Genomic DNA, 16,924 nt, shown 5'->3' with positions numbered 1-16,924 from the left:
CGTATGCCGCGTCTTCCCGTCGGTCACCCCGCCCGTCGGCCTTTCAACTTCATGTTCAACCGCCGATGACGCCTTCGAATCGCGTGCCGATCCCCGGGTGGGCGCCCAGCAGCGAGCGGCCTCGCCCCTCCCGGGTCCCGCGCACCACGAAACCGCCGAGAACCCCGCTTTTCGTAAAGCCCCGTCCCCGAAACGTGTCCGCCCCCGTCCGGGGGTAGTGAGACTCAGGACACCGTCGCACGATGCTCTTGAGGGCACCTCCCAGCGGCAGCTGAGGGAGGGCAGGCGACGCCCGGCGAACTGGAGGACATGTGACGGCGACCAGACCCACCGACGCGACCGCGGAATTCCGGGCCGCCCGCGATTTCCTGCTCGCGCACCGCGAGGACTACCGGGCGGCCTACGACGGCTTCCGCTGGCCCCGCCCGGCGGAGTTCAACTGGGCCTACGACTGGTTCGACCGGATCGCCGAGGGCAACGACCGGACCGCCCTCTGGATCGTCGAGGAGGACGGCGGTGAGACGCGGCTGACCTTCGACGCCCTGCGGCGGCGCTCCCACCAGGTCGCCAACTGGCTGCGCGAGCAGGGCGTACGGGCCGGGGACCGGATCGTCGTCATGCTCGGCAACCAGACCGAGCTGTGGGAGACCGCGCTCGCCGCGATGCGGCTGCGGGCCGTCGTCATCCCCGCCACCCCGCTGCTGGGCCCCGCGGACCTCGCCGACCGCATCGAGCGCGGCCGGGCCCGGCACGTGATCGTCCGTGCCGAGGACACCGGGAAGTTCGACGCCGTACCCGGCGACTACACCCGGATCGCGGTCGGCGCCCCGCCCGGCACCGCCGACGCCCCGCCGTCCCCGCCGTCCCCGGCGGCGCCGCGCACGCGCGAAGGCACCGGCTGGCTCGCCTACGAGGACGCCACCCGCGCCGCCGACAGCTGCGCACCGGACGGCCCCACCCGTGCCGACGAACCCCTGTTGCTCTATTTCACCTCCGGCACCACCGCTCGCCCCAAGCTCGTCGAACACACCCATGTGTCGTATCCCATCGGCCATTTGACGACCATGTACTGGATCGGGCTGCGGCCCGGCGACGTCCACCTCAATATCTCCTCGCCCGGCTGGGCCAAGCACGCCTGGTCCAATCTCTTCGCCCCCTGGAACGCCGAAGCCACCGTCTTCGTCTTCAACTACACCCGCTTCGACGCCGCCCGTCTCATGGCCGAGATGGACCGCTGCGGCGTCACGAGCTTCTGTGCCCCGCCCACCGTGTGGCGGATGCTCATCCAGGCCGACCTGGGCGCGCTGCGCACCCCGCCGCGCGAGGTCGTCGCCGCGGGGGAGCCCCTCAACCCCGAGGTCATCGAGACCGTCCGGCGTGCCTGGGGGGTCGACATCCGCGACGGGTTCGGCCAGACCGAGACCTCCGTGCAGATCGCCAACCCGCCCGGGCAGACCCTCAAGACCGGTTCCATGGGCCGGCCCAGCCCCGGCTTCACCGTCCTCCTCCTCGACCCCGTCACCGGCGAGCCCGCCGACGAGGGCGAGATCGCCCTCGACCTGAGGGACACCGGCCGGCTGCCCGTCGGCCTGATGACGGGCTACGCGGGCGATCCGGAGCGCACGGCCGAGGCCATGGCGGGCGGCTACTACCGCACCGGGGACATCGGTGCGCGCGACGCCGACGGCTACGTGACCTACGTCGGCCGGCAGGACGACGTTTTCAAATCCAGTGACTACAAGGTGTCGCCCTTCGAGCTGGAGAGCGCGCTCCTCGAGCACGAGGCCGTGGCCGAGGCGGCCGTCGTCCCCGCCCCCGACCCGCTGCGGCTGGCCGTGCCCAAGGCGTACGTCGTCCTCGCCGAGGGGTGGGAGCCGGGACCGGAGACGGCGAAGGCCCTCTTCGCCCACTCCCGGGCCACGCTCGCGCCCTACAAGCGCGTCCGCCGGCTGGAGTTCGCCGCACTGCCCAAGACCGTGTCCGGCAAGATCCGCCGCATCGTCCTGCGCGAGCACACCGCGCAGGGCGGCGGCACCGAGTACCGAGAGGAAGACCACCGGTGAGCACACCCTCCTACGCGGCGGGCCCGACGGGGAGCCCGCTGCTCGACGACACCATCGGCGCCGACCTGGCCCGCACGGTCCAGCGCTTCGGCGACCGCGAGGCGCTCGTCGACGTCCCCGGCGGACGCCGCTGGACCTACACCGAGTTCGGGCGGGCCGTCGAGGAGGTGGCCCTCGGGCTGCTCGCCAAGGGCGTGGCGAAGGGCGACCGGGTCGGGATCTGGGCGATCAACTGCCCCGAATGGGTGATGATCCAGTACGCCACCGCCCGCATCGGCGCGATCATGGTCAACATCAACCCGTCCTACCGCGTGCACGAACTGGCCTACGTCCTGCGGCAGGCGGAGATCAGCGTGCTCGTCTCCTCCGTCGAGCACAAGACCAGCGACTACCGGCGCATGGTCGAGCAGGTGCGGGCCACCTGCCCGGCGCTGCGCGACGTCGTCTACATCGCCGACGCGACCTGGACCGGGCTGATCCGGCTGGGGCAGGGCGTCGCGCGCGAGCGGCTCACCGAGCGCGAGTCCCGGCTCGGCTGCGACGACCCGGTCAACATCCAGTACACCTCGGGCACCACGGGCTTCGCGAAGGGCGCCACCCTCTCCCACCGCAACATCCTCAACAACGGCTACTTCGTGGGGGAGACGCTCGGCTACACCGAGAACGACCGGGTCGCGCTGCCCGTGCCCTTCTACCACTGCTTCGGCATGGTGATGGGCAATCTCGCCGCCACCAGCCACGGCGCCTGCGTCGTCATCCCGGCCCCCACCTTCGACCCCGTCGCCACCCTGCACGCCGTCGAGCGCGAGCGCTGTACGTCGCTCTACGGCGTCCCCACCATGTTCATCGCCGAGCTGAACCTCCCCGACTTCGCCACCTACGACCTCTCCTCGCTGCGCACCGGCATCATGGCCGGCTCGCCGTGCCCCGCCGAGGTGATGAAGCGGGTCGTCTCCGAGATGCACATGGCCGAGGTCGCCATCTGCTACGGCATGACCGAGACCTCCCCGGTCTCCACCCAGACCCGGCGCGACGACGACCTCGGCCGCCGCACCGGGACGGTCGGCAGGGTGCTGCCGCACATCGAGGTGAAGGTCACGGACCCGGACACCGGGGCCACCGTCGCCCGTGGTGAGCCGGGCGAGCTGTGCACCCGCGGCTATTCGGTGATGCTCGGCTACTGGAACGATCCGGAGCGCACCGCCGAGGTCGTCGACGACGACCGCTGGATGCACACCGGCGACCTCGCGGTGATGGACGAGGACGGCTACGTACGGATCGTCGGCCGCATCAAGGACATGATCATCAGGGGCGGGGAGAACGTCTACCCGCGCGAGATCGAGGAGTTCCTCTATTCCCACCCCAAGATCGCCGATGTCCAGGTCATCGGGGTGCCCGACGAGAAGTACGGCGAGGAGATCATGGCCTGCGTCATCCTGCGCGACCCCGCCGACACCCTCGGCCGCGACGAGCTGGCCCGCTTCTGCCGGGGGCGGCTCGCCCACTTCAAGGTCCCGCGGCACCTGCGGATCCTCGAATCGTTCCCCATGACGGTCAGCGGCAAGATCCGCAAGGTGGAGCTGCGCGAGCAGGCCGCCGCGGAGCCGGTACCGGGGGGCGCGGCGCAGGCGCGGGCCTGAGGCCGGGCCCGGCCGGGGCGCACGAGTAAGCGGGGAGGGCCGTTTCCCGGCCCGCCCCGCAACCCCCGTGGACGGGCCCGCGATCCCCCGTGTGTCTCTCGCGGGCCCAGAAGAAGTCTCCGCCCGGTGTGACCAACTCGCCATGGTCCGGCGCGAGTTCAGAGGAAGACTTGAGCTTCGGGCGGTGGCCCGTGAGTTACCGGACTCAGCCGGCACCGCGCCGGACCAGCTCGTCCGCGGCGTCGTTGAGTGCCTGCGGGGCGCCCGTGAGATCCACGACGAACAGCGGAAGCCGCAGGTCGTCGGCGCGGGCGCGGGCGCCCTGGGCGTAACCCGCGAGGGAGAAGCAGACACCGGTCGCGGAGTCGAGGAGGCCGTGCAGCCACAGGCACTCGATGTCGCGCAGCGTCGTGGGCAGCGTGGTCGGATCGACCCGCGCGACGGCGCCGGTGGCCCGCAGGTCGACGCCGGTGGCGCTGGGGGCCGCTCCGCACCCGGTGCGGCGCACGTCCGTGAAGCCGAGCCAGCGCAGATACCGCTCGGCCGCCGCGACCGCGTCGCGCTCGGTACGGATCGCCAGCGGGCGGAAGTCGGGCCGCCGCGGCGCCACCGGTTCGGACGCGTCGTCGGCCGCCGGGGCCGGGCCGCGCACCGGCTGCACGGGCAGCCGGACGACCGTGCCGCAGGAGCAGCCGAACTCGGGCCGGGGCCATTGGTCCTGGCGGTCACAGGCCGGGCAGCGCACCGCGACCCAGGAGTCGCGCCAGGTGCGCTGCGCCAATAACTCGGGGGTCGCGCCCGGCAGTACGGGCAGGGTCAGCGGCGCTCCGCACGCGCAGGGAAAGGTCGGCGGGGTGAAGGAGTGCTCCCGGCGGCACGTCGGGCAGTGCACCGGCACGCTCTTGGCCATCATCGGCTCCAGCAACGGGGTCCGTAGGGGTGTGGGTACGGGCCCATCGTCCACGATGCGGGCGCGGCCGGGGAGCGATTCGTGAAGGGTGCGTCCGCCCGGCGCCCACCGGAGGACTCCACGCGCCGGAGCGCGCGCGGCCCGCGACCCGCGCGGCGGTGCGAAGACGGCCCGCTGCGGACCGGGCGAGGACAAGCGGAGGGGGATCCGGACGGCGGCGGCGCCTGGGCGCGACAGGACAGTTGTCGGCGCCACCGCCGCCCGGGGACTGAAGGGTCGCGGGCTCACCCCTGAGGCGCGGGCTCGAACTCCTTGACGGCGTCGATGTCCGGGCCGTGCGGGGTGTTCGCCTCCCGCTCGATCAGGATCTCGACCAGCACCGGCCGTGACGTCGACACGGCCTCCTTGCGGGCCCATTCGATGGCCGGACGGATGTCGGCGGGGTCCACCACCCGGCGGCCGGAACAGCCGTACGCCTCCATGAGCTTGACGTTGTCCGTGCCGGTCTCGTCGTAGTGGATGTCGACCTGGTAGTTCATGTCGTAGCCGATCGAGGCCTGCCGGATGAGGCCCAGGTACTCGTTGTTCAGCATGATCAGCACATACGGCACGTCGTACTGCGCCGCGACCGCCAGTTCCTCGACCATGTACTGGAAGCCGTAGTCGCCGACGATGCCGACGACTTCGGTGTCGCCCCGGCCCATCCCCTCCAGTGCCTTCTTCACCCCGATCGCGGCCGGGACCTCCCAGCCGAGTGGACCGGCCTGGCCGCACACCTGATAGTGACGAGGCTGGTGGGCCTTCTGGTGCTGGCCGCCCCAGATCTGGTAGAGGCCGATGGCGGTGACGAAGTAGGTGTCCTCACCGAAGGCGGCGTTGATCTCCTTGTAGACCCGGGGGGCCTTGACCGGGACCGTGTCGAAGTCCTCGCGCCGGACCAGGGTGCGCTTGAGCTCCCGGCAGCGCTCGACCCACGCGCCGACGTCGGCGCGGACACCTCGGGCCCTGGCGGCCTCCAGCAGGGCCGCGAGGAAGAGCCTCGCGTCCGAGACGATGCCGAGATCCGGCTCGATGACCCGGCCGAGCTGGGTGGGCTCGATGTCGACGTGCACGAACGTCCGGTCGCCCTTGTACGTCGCGAGGTTCGCCCCCGTGTGGCGGTCGCCGAAGCGGGCGCCGACGGCGAGCACGAAGTCCGACTCCAGGAAGGAGGCGTTGGCGTAGCGCTGCGAGGTCTGGATGCCGGTGGTGCCGAGGTTCAGCTCGTGGTCGTCCTCGATGACGCCCTTGCCCATGAGGGTGACCTGGAAGGGCACCCGCAGATGCTCCACCAGCGCGCGCAGCTCGGCCGACGCCTCGGCGAGGATCACCCCGCCGCCGGCGAGGACCAGCGGCCGCTGCGCGGCGAGCAGCAGATCGAGGGCGGCCTCGACGCGGGGCGCGTGCGGCACGACGGCCGGCACCGGCAGCCGGGTGTCGAGGGCGGGGTCGTAGCGGATCTCGCGGCGGGCGATGTCGACGGGGACGTCGATCAGGACCGGCCCCGGGCGGCCCTCCCGGGCGATCCGGAACGCCTCCCGGAAGGCCCACGGGATCTGCGCGGCCTCCTTGATCTGCACGGCCCACTTGGTGACGGGCCGTGCGATCTCCACGATGTCGACCGCCTGGAACGCCTCCTGGTGCAGCTTGGTGGAGACCGCCTGGCCGGTGACGCAGAGCATCGGGACGGAGTCGGCGAGCGCGGTGTACAGGCCGGTGACGAGATTGGTGCCGCCGGGGCCGGAGGTGGCGAGGGCCACGCCGACCCGGCCGTTGGTGCGGGCCCAGCCGTCGGCCATGTGCGTCGCGCCCTCCTCGTGCCGGACGGTGAGGTGCTCGATCCCGCCGACCACCTCCATCGCCTTGTACAGCGGCAGGATCGCGGCGCCGGGACAGCCGAAGGCGATGTCGACGCCCTCGTCCTTCATGATGTGCACCGCCGCCTCCATGGCGGGCATCCGCACGGCGCTCACGACGCGGTCCCCGACAGCCGCTCGACACCGCGCAGCAGCGCCGAGTGGTCGAGGCCGCCGTCGCCCTGCGCGCGTGCCGCGCCGACCAGCCCGGCGACCACCCCGCCGACCGGCAGGGCCGCGCCGACGGCACGGGCCGCGTCGGTGACGATGCCCATGTCCTTGTGGTGCAGCTCGATCCGGAAGCCCGGCACGAAGTCGCGGCCCAGGAAGTTGTGCTTCTTGCGGGTCAGCACGGCCGATCCGGCGAGTCCGCCGTTCAGCACGTCCAGCGCGGCGGCGAGGTCGACCCCGGACTTCTCCAGGAAGACCACGGCCTCGGCGCAGGCCTGGATGTTGACCGCGACGATCAGTTGATTGGCGGCCTTGACGGTCTGTCCGGCGCCGTGCGGCCCGCAGTGCACGACGGTGGTGCCGAGGGCGTCGAGGACGGGCCGGGCGGCGTCGAAGTCGGCCCGGTCGCCACCGACCATGATCGACAGGACGGCCTCGACGGCCCCCGCCTCGCCGCCGGAGACCGGGGCGTCCAGGACCCGCAGGCCCCGGCCGGCCGCGGCGGCCGCCGCGGCCAGCTCCACGGAGGTCCGCGGCGTGATGGACGACATGTCGATCAGCAGCGCCCCGTCCCGGGCGTGGGCGAGGATGCCGTCCTCGCCGTAGGCGACGGCCTCGACCTGGGGGGAGGCGGGAACCATGGTGATGACGACGTCGGCGCCCCGGACGGCCTCGGCGACGGAGGCGGCGGCGGTGCCGCCCGCCGCGGCGAGGCGGTCGAGCTTGTCCTGTTCGAGGGTGAAGCCCGTGACGCGGTAACCGGCCTTGATCAGGTTCTCGGACATGGGCGAGCCCATGATGCCGAGGCCTATCCAGGCGACGGCGGGCAGCGGGGTGTTGCTCATGGCGTCCTCTCGGTGACGTGCGGTGAGGTGCGGCGGGGCCGTGCGCCTTCGGGGTGCGCGCCGCGGCGAGGTCAGCCCGTGCGGGGCAGCCAGCCGAACGCGTCCGCGCTCGGCCCGTCCGGCTTGTACTCGAGGCCGATCCACCCGTCGTAGCCGGCCTTCCCCAGCCGGTCGAGCAGCTCGGTGAAGTCGAGCCCGCCGGTGCCGGGCGCGCCGCGGCCCGGGTCGTCCGCGATCTGTACGTGGCCGGTCCGGTCGGCGTAGCGGTCGATGGCCTCGCGCAGGTCCTCGCCGTTCCTCGACAGGTGGTACAGGTCCATCAGGAACCGGGCGTTGCCGAGCCCGGTGGCCGCGTTGACCCGGTCCACGACCTCGACCGCCGAGGCGGCGGTGACGAGCGGGTACCGCGGGGACTCGGGTGCGTTCAGCGCCTCGATCAGCAGGGTCGCCCCCACCCGGTCGGCGGCGTGGGCCGCGAGCGTCAGGTTCTCCAGCGCGAGGGCGTCCTGCTCCCACGGGTCCGCGCCGTCGACGCGGTTGCCGTACAGGGCGTTGAGCGCCGTGCACCCCACCGACCGGGCGAAGTCGGCCGCGACGTCGACGTTGGCGCGGAAGCGGTCGGATTCCGCGCCCGGTACGGACAGCGCGCCCCGGTCCGGCCCGGGCAGCTCGCCGGCGTAGAGGTTCAGCCCCACCAACTGGGTGCCCGCCCCGCTCAACGCGGCGCGCAGGGCGTCGAGTTCGGCAGGGTCGGGGGTGGGGGTCGTGGGCCAGGGCCACCACAGCTCGACCGCCGTGAAGCCGGCCGCGGCGGCGGCCGCCGGGCGCTCCAGGAGCGGGAGTTCGGTGAAGAGGATCGAGAGGTTCACATCGAAGCGCTGATCGCGGAGGCTCATCGGCCAGGAAATCCTTCCGTATTGCGGAAGTTCACTTCTGCTTGACGGAAGCCTGCCCGCGCTGCGGGAAGGCTGTCAAGAGGGGCCGCGCCGACGACGGACGCGCGCAGTAGGTTGGGCCGCGTGCGATTGAGAGTGGAATTCACGACCGAGCCGTTCGATCTCGACGAGGCCCCGCCCCACGCGGTGGTGGCCCGTGAGGTGGTCCAGGGCGCCCCGCTGGACGCCGTCGACGTCGGCCCGTTCGGCAACACCGCCGAGGGCGGGGCCGAAGCCGTGCTGGCGGCGGTGGACGAGCTGGTGCGCGAGTCGCTCCGGGCGGGCGCCACCCGGGTGTCGCTGCAGATCAACGTGGTTCCGGAGGACGGGTCGTGACGGAGTCGGCGGCGGGTCCCTTCCGCGACGCGGTCAGACCGCTCGTCGAGGCCATGGGCGGGGAGATGGTCGACCCGGACCGGGCCGAGGGCGACGACGTGGTGCTGTCCTGGGAGGGCCGCCCGGTCGTGGCCGTGCGACTGCCCCATCTGTCCGACTCGCTGGACCACATCCTCGCCGAGCTGGAACGCCGCCACGGCATGCCGCTCGCGGAGCTGGACCGCCGGACCAAGCAGTCGGTCGTACGGGTCCTCGAGCAGCGCGGCGCCTTCTCGGTACGGCACGGCGTGGAGACGGTGGCCGGCGCGCTCGGCGTCAGCCGCTTCACCGTCTACAACTACCTGAACAGGGAGAACGCCGCCCGGGGTGGCTCGGGAGGGGACGCGGGATAAGGGCGCGGCGGAGCCGGTCAGATGGAGAACGGCCGCTGCTCGACGAACTCCGGGTCGGGCCGGCCGGCCAGGAAGAGATTGGGGCTCTGGAGGTACTCGCCGCGCAGCTCCTGCTTGATCCCGCGGTGCAGTGCCTGGTAGTCGCCGGAGAATCCCGTCCCGCCGTCCCAGACGCTCAGCAGCGCACCGGTGAACGCGCCGTTGACGGGGCCGTCCATGGAGGTCTGGTCGTCCTGGCAGCCGGAGATCAGCAGGATGCTGGCCCCGATCTCCCGGACGTCCTTGGCGGGCAGCTCCTGCTGGATTCGGTCGTAGAGCGTCTTGTCGCGCTTGTACAGCTTGTTGTTCAGGTAGAGCGGCAGAGCCTTGATCTTCTTCTCCGCCTCCTTCGGCTCCCGGGTGCCGAAGACGCTCTCCAGCGCCTCGGGCGCGAGCATCCCGGTCACCTGCTCGGCGACGCTTCCGCTGTGGCAGCTGTCCGACAGCACGACGATGCGCACACCGTCCTCGAAGGCCCCGTACAGCTCGTACAGTTCGTCGTCGACGAACTGCCGGTCGAAGAGGACCCAGGTCTCGTCCTGCCGGTCCTCCTCGTCGCCGTTGAGGTCGGGGACCTGGCCGCCGTGTCCGGAGTAGGTGAGGAAGAGGATGTCGCCGCTCTTGAGCTCCTTCGCGGCCTTCTTCAGCACCGCGGTGACGTTCTCGACGGTCGCGTCCGCCGTCAGCAGCATCGTCCGGTTCCGGTAGTCCAAGCCCTTGGCGAGCTCGGCCATGTCCCGGGCGTCGTTCTCGCAGGCGTTGAGTTCGCCGTCCCAGCCGTCGTACTTGTCGGGGTCGACTTTGTTCAGACCGATGTGGATCGACAGGCCAGTGGGCATGGTGTTCCCTCCGTGCGGACGGCGCTCGTCCGCGGCATCTCCGTGGTTCGCGGTATGGGTGCCGTGGCCTTCGTCGGCGTAATCATCAATCGGACAAGACGCCTCGATCGGACCATCACCCCCCCTCGGGCATCCGGTATCCGGACGTCGGTTCCCGCGTTCACCCGCCACTCCACGGGAATTTCAACAAAGTGTTGACGCGGTGTTGCCGAGGGCGTTAGCTATGCGCAGCCCGTCCGAGCACAGCACGCAAGCGCCGCGGAGGCTGCCGTGACTTCGAGTCCGACGCCGGGGCTCACCCGGTTCAACGCCGCCGAGGACCGCGCCGCCCGGGCCGCCCTGCGCGAAGTCTGCGCCAGCGCGGCCTGGGGCGACGAGATCCTCGCCCGGCGCCCGTATCCCGACACCGCGTCCCTGCTCGCCGCGGGCGACACCGCCACGGCCCATCTCACGGCGGCGGACCTGGCCGAGGCGATGGCCGGACATCCGCCGATCGGACGCCCGGAGCCGGGCGATCCGGCGTCCGCCCGCGAACAGCGGGGGATGACGGACGCCCCCGACGCGCTCCGGGCCGAGATGCTCGAACTCGGCCTGGCCTACCAGGAGAAGTTCGGGCACGTCTTCCTGATCTGCGCCACCGGACTCACCGGCGAACAGATGCGCGACGCCGTACGTCATCGGATCGACAACGCGCCGGAACACGAACGCGAGATCGTGCGAGGGGAACTGGGCAAGATCAACCGCATCCGGCTGGCCCGGCTCGCGGCAGCACCCGACGGCGAAGGAGCCCCACCATGAGCAGCGAGGAGACCGCCTCGGTGTCCACCCACATCCTGGACACCAGCACCGGCAGCCCCGCCGGGAGCGTCGCCGTCGAGCTGTCCGCCCGCGGCGACAGCGATCAGTACCGCGTGGTCGGCCACGCGAAGACGGACGCGGACGGGCGCTGCAAGGACCTCCCGGCACTGCCGGAGGGCACGACCCACGCACGGCTCACCTTCTCCGTCGAGCCGTATCTCGCACGCAGCCAAGCCGCGGGCGCAGCCTTCTTCCCCGAGGTGACGGTCGCCTTCGCCGTCACACCGGGCGAGCACTACCACCTACCGCTGCTGCTCAACCCGTTCGGCTACTCCGTATACCGAGGGAGCTAGCACGCCCATGCCCATCCTTGGCCAGAACCAGTACGGCAAAGCCGAGAACCGCGTCCTCAAGGTCACCCGCGACGGGGCCGTCCACCACGTCAAGGACCTCAACGTCTCGGTGGCGCTCTCCGGAGACATGGACGAGGTCCACCTCTCCGGATCCAACACCAACGTCCTGACGACCGACGCCACCAAGAACACCGTGTTCGCCTTCGCCAAGGAACACGGCATCGAAACGGCCGAGCAGTTCGGCATCCACCTGGCCCGCCACTTCGTCACCAGCCAGGAGCCGGTCACCGGCGCGCGCATCCGCATCGAGGAGTACGCCTGGGAGCGGATCGCGACCCCCGGCCCGGGCGAGCACTCCTTCGTCCGCGCGAACCAGGAGACGCGCACCGCGCAGATCACCTTCGACGGCTCGGCCTGGCAGATCGTCTCGGGGCTCAAGGACCTCGTGGTGATGAACACCACCGACTCCGAGTTCCGCGGTTACGTCAAGGACCGCTACACCACGCTCCAGGAGACCGGCGACCGGATCCTCGCCACCGAGGTGCACGCCCGCTGGCGACACGCCTGGAGCGACGACGCGCGGCCCGAGCCGGACTGGGACCGCTCCTACGGACAGGCGCGCCGGGACCTGCTGGGCGCCTTCGCGGAGACCTACTCCCTTTCCCTCCAGCAGACCCTCTACGCGATGGGCTCACGGGTCGTCGAGCGGGGCCCGGAGATCGAGGAGATCCGGCTCTCGCTCCCCAACAAGCACCACTTCCTCGCGGACCTCTCGCCGTTCGGCATCAAGAACGACACCGCCGACGGCGCCGTGTACTTCGCCGCCGACCGGCCCTACGGCCTCATCGAGGCGACCGTCCTGCGCGACGGCGCCGAACAGCGCATCCCGGTCGATCTGACGAACCTCTGAGCGCACCCCCGACAGAACGAGGACCACCATGGCAGCATCCCCGGCCCCCGGCGGCGCGCCGACGCGCGTCGTCATCGAGAACTGCGCCGTCGCCACCGTGGACGCGCACGACACCGAGTACGCCTCGGGCCATGTCGTCGTCGCCGGCAACAGAATCGAATCGGTGGGCCCGGGGGCCGCCCCCGAGGGCCTCACCAACGTCGTCCGACGCGTCGACGGCACCGGCCATCTGCTCACCCCCGGACTCGTCAACACCCACCACCACTTCTACCAGTGGCTCACCCGCGGCCTCGCCCAGGACGCCAACCTCTTCGACTGGCTCGTCGCCCTCTACCCCACCTGGTCGCGCATCGACGAGGACATGGTCTACGCGGCGGCCCGGGGCTCCCTCGCCATGATGGTCCGCGGTGGCGTCACCACCGCCATGGACCACCACTACGTCTTCCCCCGCGGTGCGGGCGACCTCCTCGGCGCCGAGATCCGCGCCGCCCGGGAGATGGGCGTACGGTTCAGCCCCACCCGCGGCTCGATGGACCGCGGGAAGTCGGCCGGCGGGCTGCCGCCGGACTTCGCGGTGGAGACCACCGAGGCGGCGCTCCTGGCGACCGAGGAGGCCATCGACACCCACCACGACGCGGGCTTCGACTCGATGCTGCGCGTCGGGGTCGCGCCCTGCTCGCCGTTCTCCGTCTCCACCGAACTCCTGCGGGAGGCCGCCGCGCTGGCCCGGCGCAAGGGCGTGCGGCTGCACACGCACGGCTCGGAGACGGTCGAGGAGGAGCAGTTCTGCAAGGAGCTGTTCGGCATGGGCCCGACCGACTACTTCGAGTCCACCGGCTGGCTCGGCGAGGACGTGTGGATGGCCCACTGCGTCCATATGAACGACACCGACATCGAGGCCTTCGCCCGCACCGGCACCGGCGTGGCCCACTGTCCCTCCTCCAACGCCCGGCTCGCGGCCGGCACCGCCCGCGTCCCCGACATGCTGAAGGCGGGCGTCCCCGTCGGCCTCGGCGTCGACGGCACCGCCTCCAACGAGTCCGGCGAACTGCACACCGAGCTGCGCAACGCCCTCCTCGTCCACCGACTGGCGGGCGGCGAAGGCGCGTTGAACGTCCGGCAGGCCCTGAGGCTGGGCACCCACGGCGGTGCGCGGGTGCTCGGGCGGGCGGACGAAACGGGCTCGCTGGAGCCCGGCAAGCTCGCCGACCTCGTGCTGTGGAAGCTCGACGGCCTCGGCCACTCCACCATCGCCGACCCGGTCGCCGCCCTCGTCCTCGGCGCCGCCGCACCGGTCACCCTCTCCCTGATCAACGGCAAGCCGGTCGTCGAGGCCGGCCGGCTCGTCACCGCCGACGAGGACACCATCGCGCGGGACGCCCGGCGGGAGGCCCGGCGCCTCGCCCGGATCGCCCGAAGACTCGGCTGAGGGGGACGGCCCTCAGCCGGGGCCCGTGGGTCCCGCCGGGACCCACGGGCAGCGGTCAATTCAGCCCGTCCGGCGTTTGAGGACGCGCCCGCAGGGCGCTTGCCGCCGCAGGCGGCACAGACGGCCCGCAGCCGAAGATTCGCCGGCCAGGCGAGAGGCGCCCGGCGCCGCAGGCGGCAGAGCCGGCCCGCAGCCCGAAGATCCGCCGCTGTCGGCAGGACAAACCGCAGCCCGAGGATCCGCCGCCGTCGGCAGGACAAACCGCAGCCCGAAGATCCGCCGGCCAGGCAACCGGTGACACGAAACCCCGACAGGAGGCACCCGTGGCCGCAGCGCCCAGGTTCACCGAGCCAAGCCCCGAACCGGCAGCCGACACCGGCGACGTCCACCCCGTGGACCGGCTGCCCCGCCCGGGCCGGCTGATCGCCACCGGCTTTCAGCACGTCGCCGCCAGCTACGCGGGCGTGGTCGCGCCCCCTCTCGTGCTCGGCGCCTACATCGGGCTCTCCCCGCTGGAGATCACCTTCCTGGTGGGCGCCTCCCTCTTCACGGCGGGCATCGCGACGCTCCTCCAGACGATCGGGTTCTGGAAGGTCGGGGCCAGGATGCCGTTCGTCAACGGCGTCTCCTTCGCGGGCGTCGCCCCGATGCTCGCCATCGCCGACACCCAGACCGACAAGAAGGACGCCCTCCCGATCATCTTCGGGGCCGTCATCGTGGCCGGTGCGCTCGGCTTCCTCCTCGCCCCCTACTTCTGCAAACTCGTCCGTTTCTTCCCGCCCATCGTCAGCGGGACCGTCATCACCCTGATCGGCGTCACCCTGCTGCCGGTCTCCTTCGGCTGGATCCAGGGCGGCCACCCGGAGAAACCCACCTCCCTGACCAACCTCGGCCTGGCCGGGGTCACTTTGCTGATCGTGCTGGTCCTGCGGCGGCTGCTGCGGGGCTTCCTGCAACAGATCGCGATCCTGCTCGGTCTGATCGCCGGCACCCTCGTCGCGATCCCGGCCGGGGTGGTCGACTTCACCGCCACCCGGCACGCCGCCGTCGTCGGCTTCCCCACGCCGTTCCACTTCGGGAGCCCCGTCTTCGAGGCCGCCGCCATCGTCTCCATGTGCATCCTCATGCTGGTCTGCATGACCGAGAGCACCGCCGACATGCTCGCGCTCGGTGAGATCGTCGGCCGTGAGGCGGACGAGAAGGTCATCGCGGGCGGGCTGCGCGCGGACACGCTCGGCACCGCGCTCAGCCCCCTCTTCAACGGCTTCGCCAACAGCGCCTTCGCCCAGAACGTCGGCCTGGTCGCCATCACCAAGGTGCGCAGCCGCTACACCGTCGCCGCCTGCGGCCTGATGTTCGTCCTGCTGGGACTGAGCCCCGTCTTCGCCTCGCTCATCGCCGTCGTGCCGCAGCCGGTCCTCGGCGGCGCGGGCATCGTGCTCTTCGGCACGGTCGCGGCCAGCGGCGTCAACGTCCTGCGCAAGGCGGGCCTGGAGCAGGGCGACAATCTGCTGATCGCCGCCACCTCGCTGGGTATGGGGCTGATCCCGGTGGTCTCCAAGACCTTCTACGACAACACGGCCATCCCCGAGACCCTGAAGATCATCCTGGATTCGGGGGTCAGCGCCGGCTGTCTCACGGCGGTCGTCCTCAACCTCGCCTTCAACCACCTCGGCCGCCGGCGGGCGAGCCCCGCCCCAGTGGCGGGGGTGCCGGAGCAGCCGGTGCCGGTCGTGCGCTGATCCCCCGCCGGGGACGGGCCGGTCCGTGCGTGGCGGCTAGGGAGAGCCGCCGCGTTACGCCACAATCGGGGCAAAGTGACCACCCGTCAGTGCGGAGAGGGGTTCCCGGCGTGGACCACGATGCCGAGGGGGAGCCGGAGGAGAAACGCGGCTTCGTCTTCCCCAGCGCCCTGACCGTCCTCGCGGTCGTGACGGTCGCCGTCTGGATCCTCGCCTTCGTCGTCCCCTCCGGCGTGTACAGGCGCAACGCCGACGGCAACCCGATCCAGGGCACCTACCACCGGGAGTCGGCGCCCGGCGACTTCACCCACCGGCTCGGGGAGCTGTTCCTGTCCCCGGTCAACGGCCTCTACGGCGTGCGCGACGCCGCCACCGGCCAGGTCACCCCGGACGCCTCCGGCGCGCTGTACGGCAGCGCCGGTGTCTTCCTCTTCGTCCTGGCCATCGGCGCGTTCATCACCGTCGTCTTCGCCGCCGGCGCCCTGGACCGGGGCATCGAACGGCTCGCCCACCGGCTGCGCGCCCGCGGCGCCCTGCTCATCGCGGCCGTCATGACCGTCTTCTCGCTGCTGGGCACGGTGGAGGGCTTCGCCGAGGAGACCCTCGGCTTCTACGGGCTGATCGTCCCGCTGATGCTGGCCCTCGGCTACGACCGCATGGTCGCCACCGGCACGATCATCCTCGGCGCGGGCGTCGGCGTGCTCGCCTCCACCGTCAACCCCTTCGCCACCGGGGTGGCCTCCTCCGCCGCCGACGTCTCGCTGGGTGACGGGATCGCGCTGCGCTTCGCGATGTGGGTGGTCCTCACCGCGGTGACCATCGGCTACGTCGTGCGGTACGCGCACCGGGTGCGCGCCGACCCGGGCCGCTCACTGGTCGGCTTCCGCCCGGGCGACCGCGAACTGGCGGCCGCGGCCGTGGAGCCACCCGAGCTCACGGGTCTGCACAAGGCGGTGCTCGCCGTCGTCGTGCTGGTCTTCGCGTTCATGATCTTCTCGGTGATCCCCTGGGCGAGCGCGCTCACGGGCGACGCCGACGCGACGCCGTACGCGTGGGAACTGGGCTGGTCCTTCGCGCAGTTGGCGGCGCTCTTCATCGCGGCGGCGGTGCTGGTCGGGCTCGTCGCCCGGCTGGGCGAGCAGCGGCTCAGTGCGACGATCGTGCAGGGCGCGGCGGACTTCATCGCGCCCGCGCTCGTGATCGTCCTTGCGCGGGGCATCACCGTGATCATGAACAACTCGAAGATCATCGACACGGTTCTGCACTCCATCGAGGGTGCGGTGTCCGGCACCCCGGCGGCACTGTTCGGGGTCATGGTCTACGTCGTGAACCTGCCGCTGGCCTTCCTGATCCCCTCGACATCCGGCCACGCCACCCTCGCGATGCCCATCCTCGCGCCGCTCGCGGACTTCGCCGGCGTCTCACGGGCCGTGGTCGTCACGGCCTGGCAGGCGGCGAGCGGCTGGATGAACCTGTGGGTGCCGACGACCGCCGTCGTCATGGGCGGGGTGGCGCTGGCGAAGGTCGGCTACGACAAGTACCTACGGTTCGTGTGGCCGCTGTTGGCGATCCTGGCCGTCCTCATCTGCGGCTTCGTGGCGCTGGGCGCGGCCGTGACGTGACGGCC

General features: G+C 71.7%; 15 protein-coding genes. 10 read left to right on the top strand and 5 right to left on the bottom strand.

The genetic code is table 11. The features are described from left to right. The first annotated feature begins 311 nt into the window (after positions 1 to 311). Positions 312 to 2,063 carry an AMP-binding protein gene (locus FHS38_RS22390; protein WP_184736095.1) on the top strand — a complete coding sequence of 584 codons (1,752 nt, stop codon included), beginning with the start codon at positions 312 to 314 and terminating at the stop codon, positions 2,061 to 2,063. Continuing rightward, positions 2,060 to 3,703 (top strand): AMP-binding protein, encoded by a 1,644-nt coding sequence (locus FHS38_RS22385; RefSeq protein WP_184736094.1) that lies wholly within the window; start codon positions 2,060 to 2,062, stop codon positions 3,701 to 3,703. The genes FHS38_RS22390 and FHS38_RS22385 overlap by 4 nt, the downstream gene beginning before the upstream one ends. Before the next feature lie 205 nt (positions 3,704 to 3,908). On the opposite strand, the gene FHS38_RS22380 is transcribed toward FHS38_RS22385, so the two are convergent. The 4 genes from FHS38_RS22380 to FHS38_RS22365 all read right to left on the bottom strand — a co-directional run bounded on the left by FHS38_RS22380 (position 3,909) and on the right by FHS38_RS22365 (position 8,420). Continuing rightward, a complete protein-coding gene (locus FHS38_RS22380) occupies positions 3,909 to 4,613 on the bottom strand; it encodes a hypothetical protein (protein WP_184736093.1) in 705 nt (234 codons plus the stop codon). A gap of 284 nt (positions 4,614 to 4,897) precedes the next feature. Next, on the bottom strand, positions 4,898 to 6,610 hold the full coding sequence (gene gcl / locus FHS38_RS22375; protein ID WP_373301829.1) for a glyoxylate carboligase: 1,713 nt from the start codon (positions 6,608 to 6,610) through the stop codon (positions 4,898 to 4,900). Positions 6,611 to 6,621: 11 nt separating this feature from the next. After that, positions 6,622 to 7,524 carry a 2-hydroxy-3-oxopropionate reductase gene (locus FHS38_RS22370; RefSeq protein ID WP_184736092.1) on the bottom strand — a complete coding sequence of 301 codons (903 nt, stop codon included), beginning with the start codon at positions 7,522 to 7,524 and terminating at the stop codon, positions 6,622 to 6,624. A 71-nt stretch (positions 7,525 to 7,595) separates the two neighbouring features. Beyond that, positions 7,596 to 8,420 (bottom strand): TIM barrel protein, encoded by an 825-nt coding sequence (locus FHS38_RS22365; protein ID WP_184736091.1) that lies wholly within the window; start codon positions 8,418 to 8,420, stop codon positions 7,596 to 7,598. Positions 8,421 to 8,543: 123 nt separating this feature from the next. Between FHS38_RS22365 and FHS38_RS22360 the strand changes: the two genes are divergently transcribed. Next, positions 8,544 to 8,795, top strand: a complete 252-nt coding sequence (locus tag FHS38_RS22360) for a YkoF family thiamine-binding protein (protein WP_184736090.1) — start codon at positions 8,544 to 8,546, stop codon at positions 8,793 to 8,795. After that, complete coding sequence (locus FHS38_RS22355; RefSeq protein WP_229822585.1) at positions 8,792 to 9,187, top strand: helix-turn-helix domain-containing protein; 396 nt, start codon at positions 8,792 to 8,794, stop codon at positions 9,185 to 9,187. The genes FHS38_RS22360 and FHS38_RS22355 overlap by 4 nt, the downstream gene beginning before the upstream one ends. A gap of 17 nt (positions 9,188 to 9,204) precedes the next feature. Here the strand turns inward: FHS38_RS22355 and FHS38_RS22350 are convergent, their stop codons facing one another. Next, a complete protein-coding gene (locus FHS38_RS22350) occupies positions 9,205 to 10,065 on the bottom strand; it encodes a caspase family protein (RefSeq protein WP_184736089.1) in 861 nt (286 codons plus the stop codon). 270 nt (positions 10,066 to 10,335) lie between these two features. Between FHS38_RS22350 and uraD the strand changes: the two genes are divergently transcribed. From uraD to FHS38_RS22320, 6 genes are all read left to right on the top strand, one after another. After that, positions 10,336 to 10,863: a 2-oxo-4-hydroxy-4-carboxy-5-ureidoimidazoline decarboxylase gene (uraD, locus tag FHS38_RS22345; RefSeq protein WP_184736088.1), complete on the top strand. Its 528-nt coding sequence runs from the start codon at positions 10,336 to 10,338 to the stop codon at positions 10,861 to 10,863. Further along, positions 10,860 to 11,216 carry a hydroxyisourate hydrolase gene (uraH, locus tag FHS38_RS22340; RefSeq protein WP_184736087.1) on the top strand — a complete coding sequence of 119 codons (357 nt, stop codon included), beginning with the start codon at positions 10,860 to 10,862 and terminating at the stop codon, positions 11,214 to 11,216. The genes uraD and uraH overlap by 4 nt, the downstream gene beginning before the upstream one ends. A gap of 7 nt (positions 11,217 to 11,223) precedes the next feature. Further along, positions 11,224 to 12,126, top strand: coding sequence for a factor-independent urate hydroxylase (gene pucL / locus FHS38_RS22335; RefSeq protein ID WP_184736086.1), 903 nt, complete (start codon positions 11,224 to 11,226; stop codon positions 12,124 to 12,126). A 28-nt stretch (positions 12,127 to 12,154) separates the two neighbouring features. Beyond that, on the top strand, positions 12,155 to 13,555 hold the full coding sequence (locus tag FHS38_RS22330; protein ID WP_184736084.1) for an 8-oxoguanine deaminase: 1,401 nt from the start codon (positions 12,155 to 12,157) through the stop codon (positions 13,553 to 13,555). 323 nt (positions 13,556 to 13,878) lie between these two features. Next, complete coding sequence (locus tag FHS38_RS22325) at positions 13,879 to 15,297, top strand: nucleobase:cation symporter-2 family protein (protein ID WP_184736082.1); 1,419 nt, start codon at positions 13,879 to 13,881, stop codon at positions 15,295 to 15,297. Positions 15,298 to 15,407: 110 nt separating this feature from the next. Beyond that, on the top strand, positions 15,408 to 16,919 hold the full coding sequence (locus FHS38_RS22320) for a YfcC family protein (protein WP_184736080.1): 1,512 nt from the start codon (positions 15,408 to 15,410) through the stop codon (positions 16,917 to 16,919). The last annotated feature ends 5 nt before the right edge of the window (positions 16,920 to 16,924 follow it).

Source organism: Streptomyces netropsis (genome assembly GCF_014203545.1).
Classification (GTDB): Bacteria; Actinomycetota; Actinomycetes; order Streptomycetales; family Streptomycetaceae; genus Streptomyces; species Streptomyces netropsis.
This window is presented reverse-complemented; position numbering and strand designations above follow the sequence as displayed.

Coding starts and splice junctions, on each gene's coding strand:
- FHS38_RS22380 (WP_184736093.1), bottom strand. CDS start 4,613: ATGGCCAAGAGCGTGCCGGTGCACTGCCCGACGTGCCGCCGGGAGCAC.
- gcl (WP_373301829.1), bottom strand. CDS start 6,610: ATGCCCGCCATGGAGGCGGCGGTGCACATCATGAAGGACGAGGGCGTC.
- FHS38_RS22370 (WP_184736092.1), bottom strand. CDS start 7,524: ATGAGCAACACCCCGCTGCCCGCCGTCGCCTGGATAGGCCTCGGCATC.
- FHS38_RS22365 (WP_184736091.1), bottom strand. CDS start 8,420: ATGAGCCTCCGCGATCAGCGCTTCGATGTGAACCTCTCGATCCTCTTC.
- FHS38_RS22350 (WP_184736089.1), bottom strand. CDS start 10,065: ATGCCCACTGGCCTGTCGATCCACATCGGTCTGAACAAAGTCGACCCC.
- uraH (WP_184736087.1), top strand. CDS start 10,860: ATGAGCAGCGAGGAGACCGCCTCGGTGTCCACCCACATCCTGGACACC.
- pucL (WP_184736086.1), top strand. CDS start 11,224: ATGCCCATCCTTGGCCAGAACCAGTACGGCAAAGCCGAGAACCGCGTC.
- FHS38_RS22330 (WP_184736084.1), top strand. CDS start 12,155: ATGGCAGCATCCCCGGCCCCCGGCGGCGCGCCGACGCGCGTCGTCATC.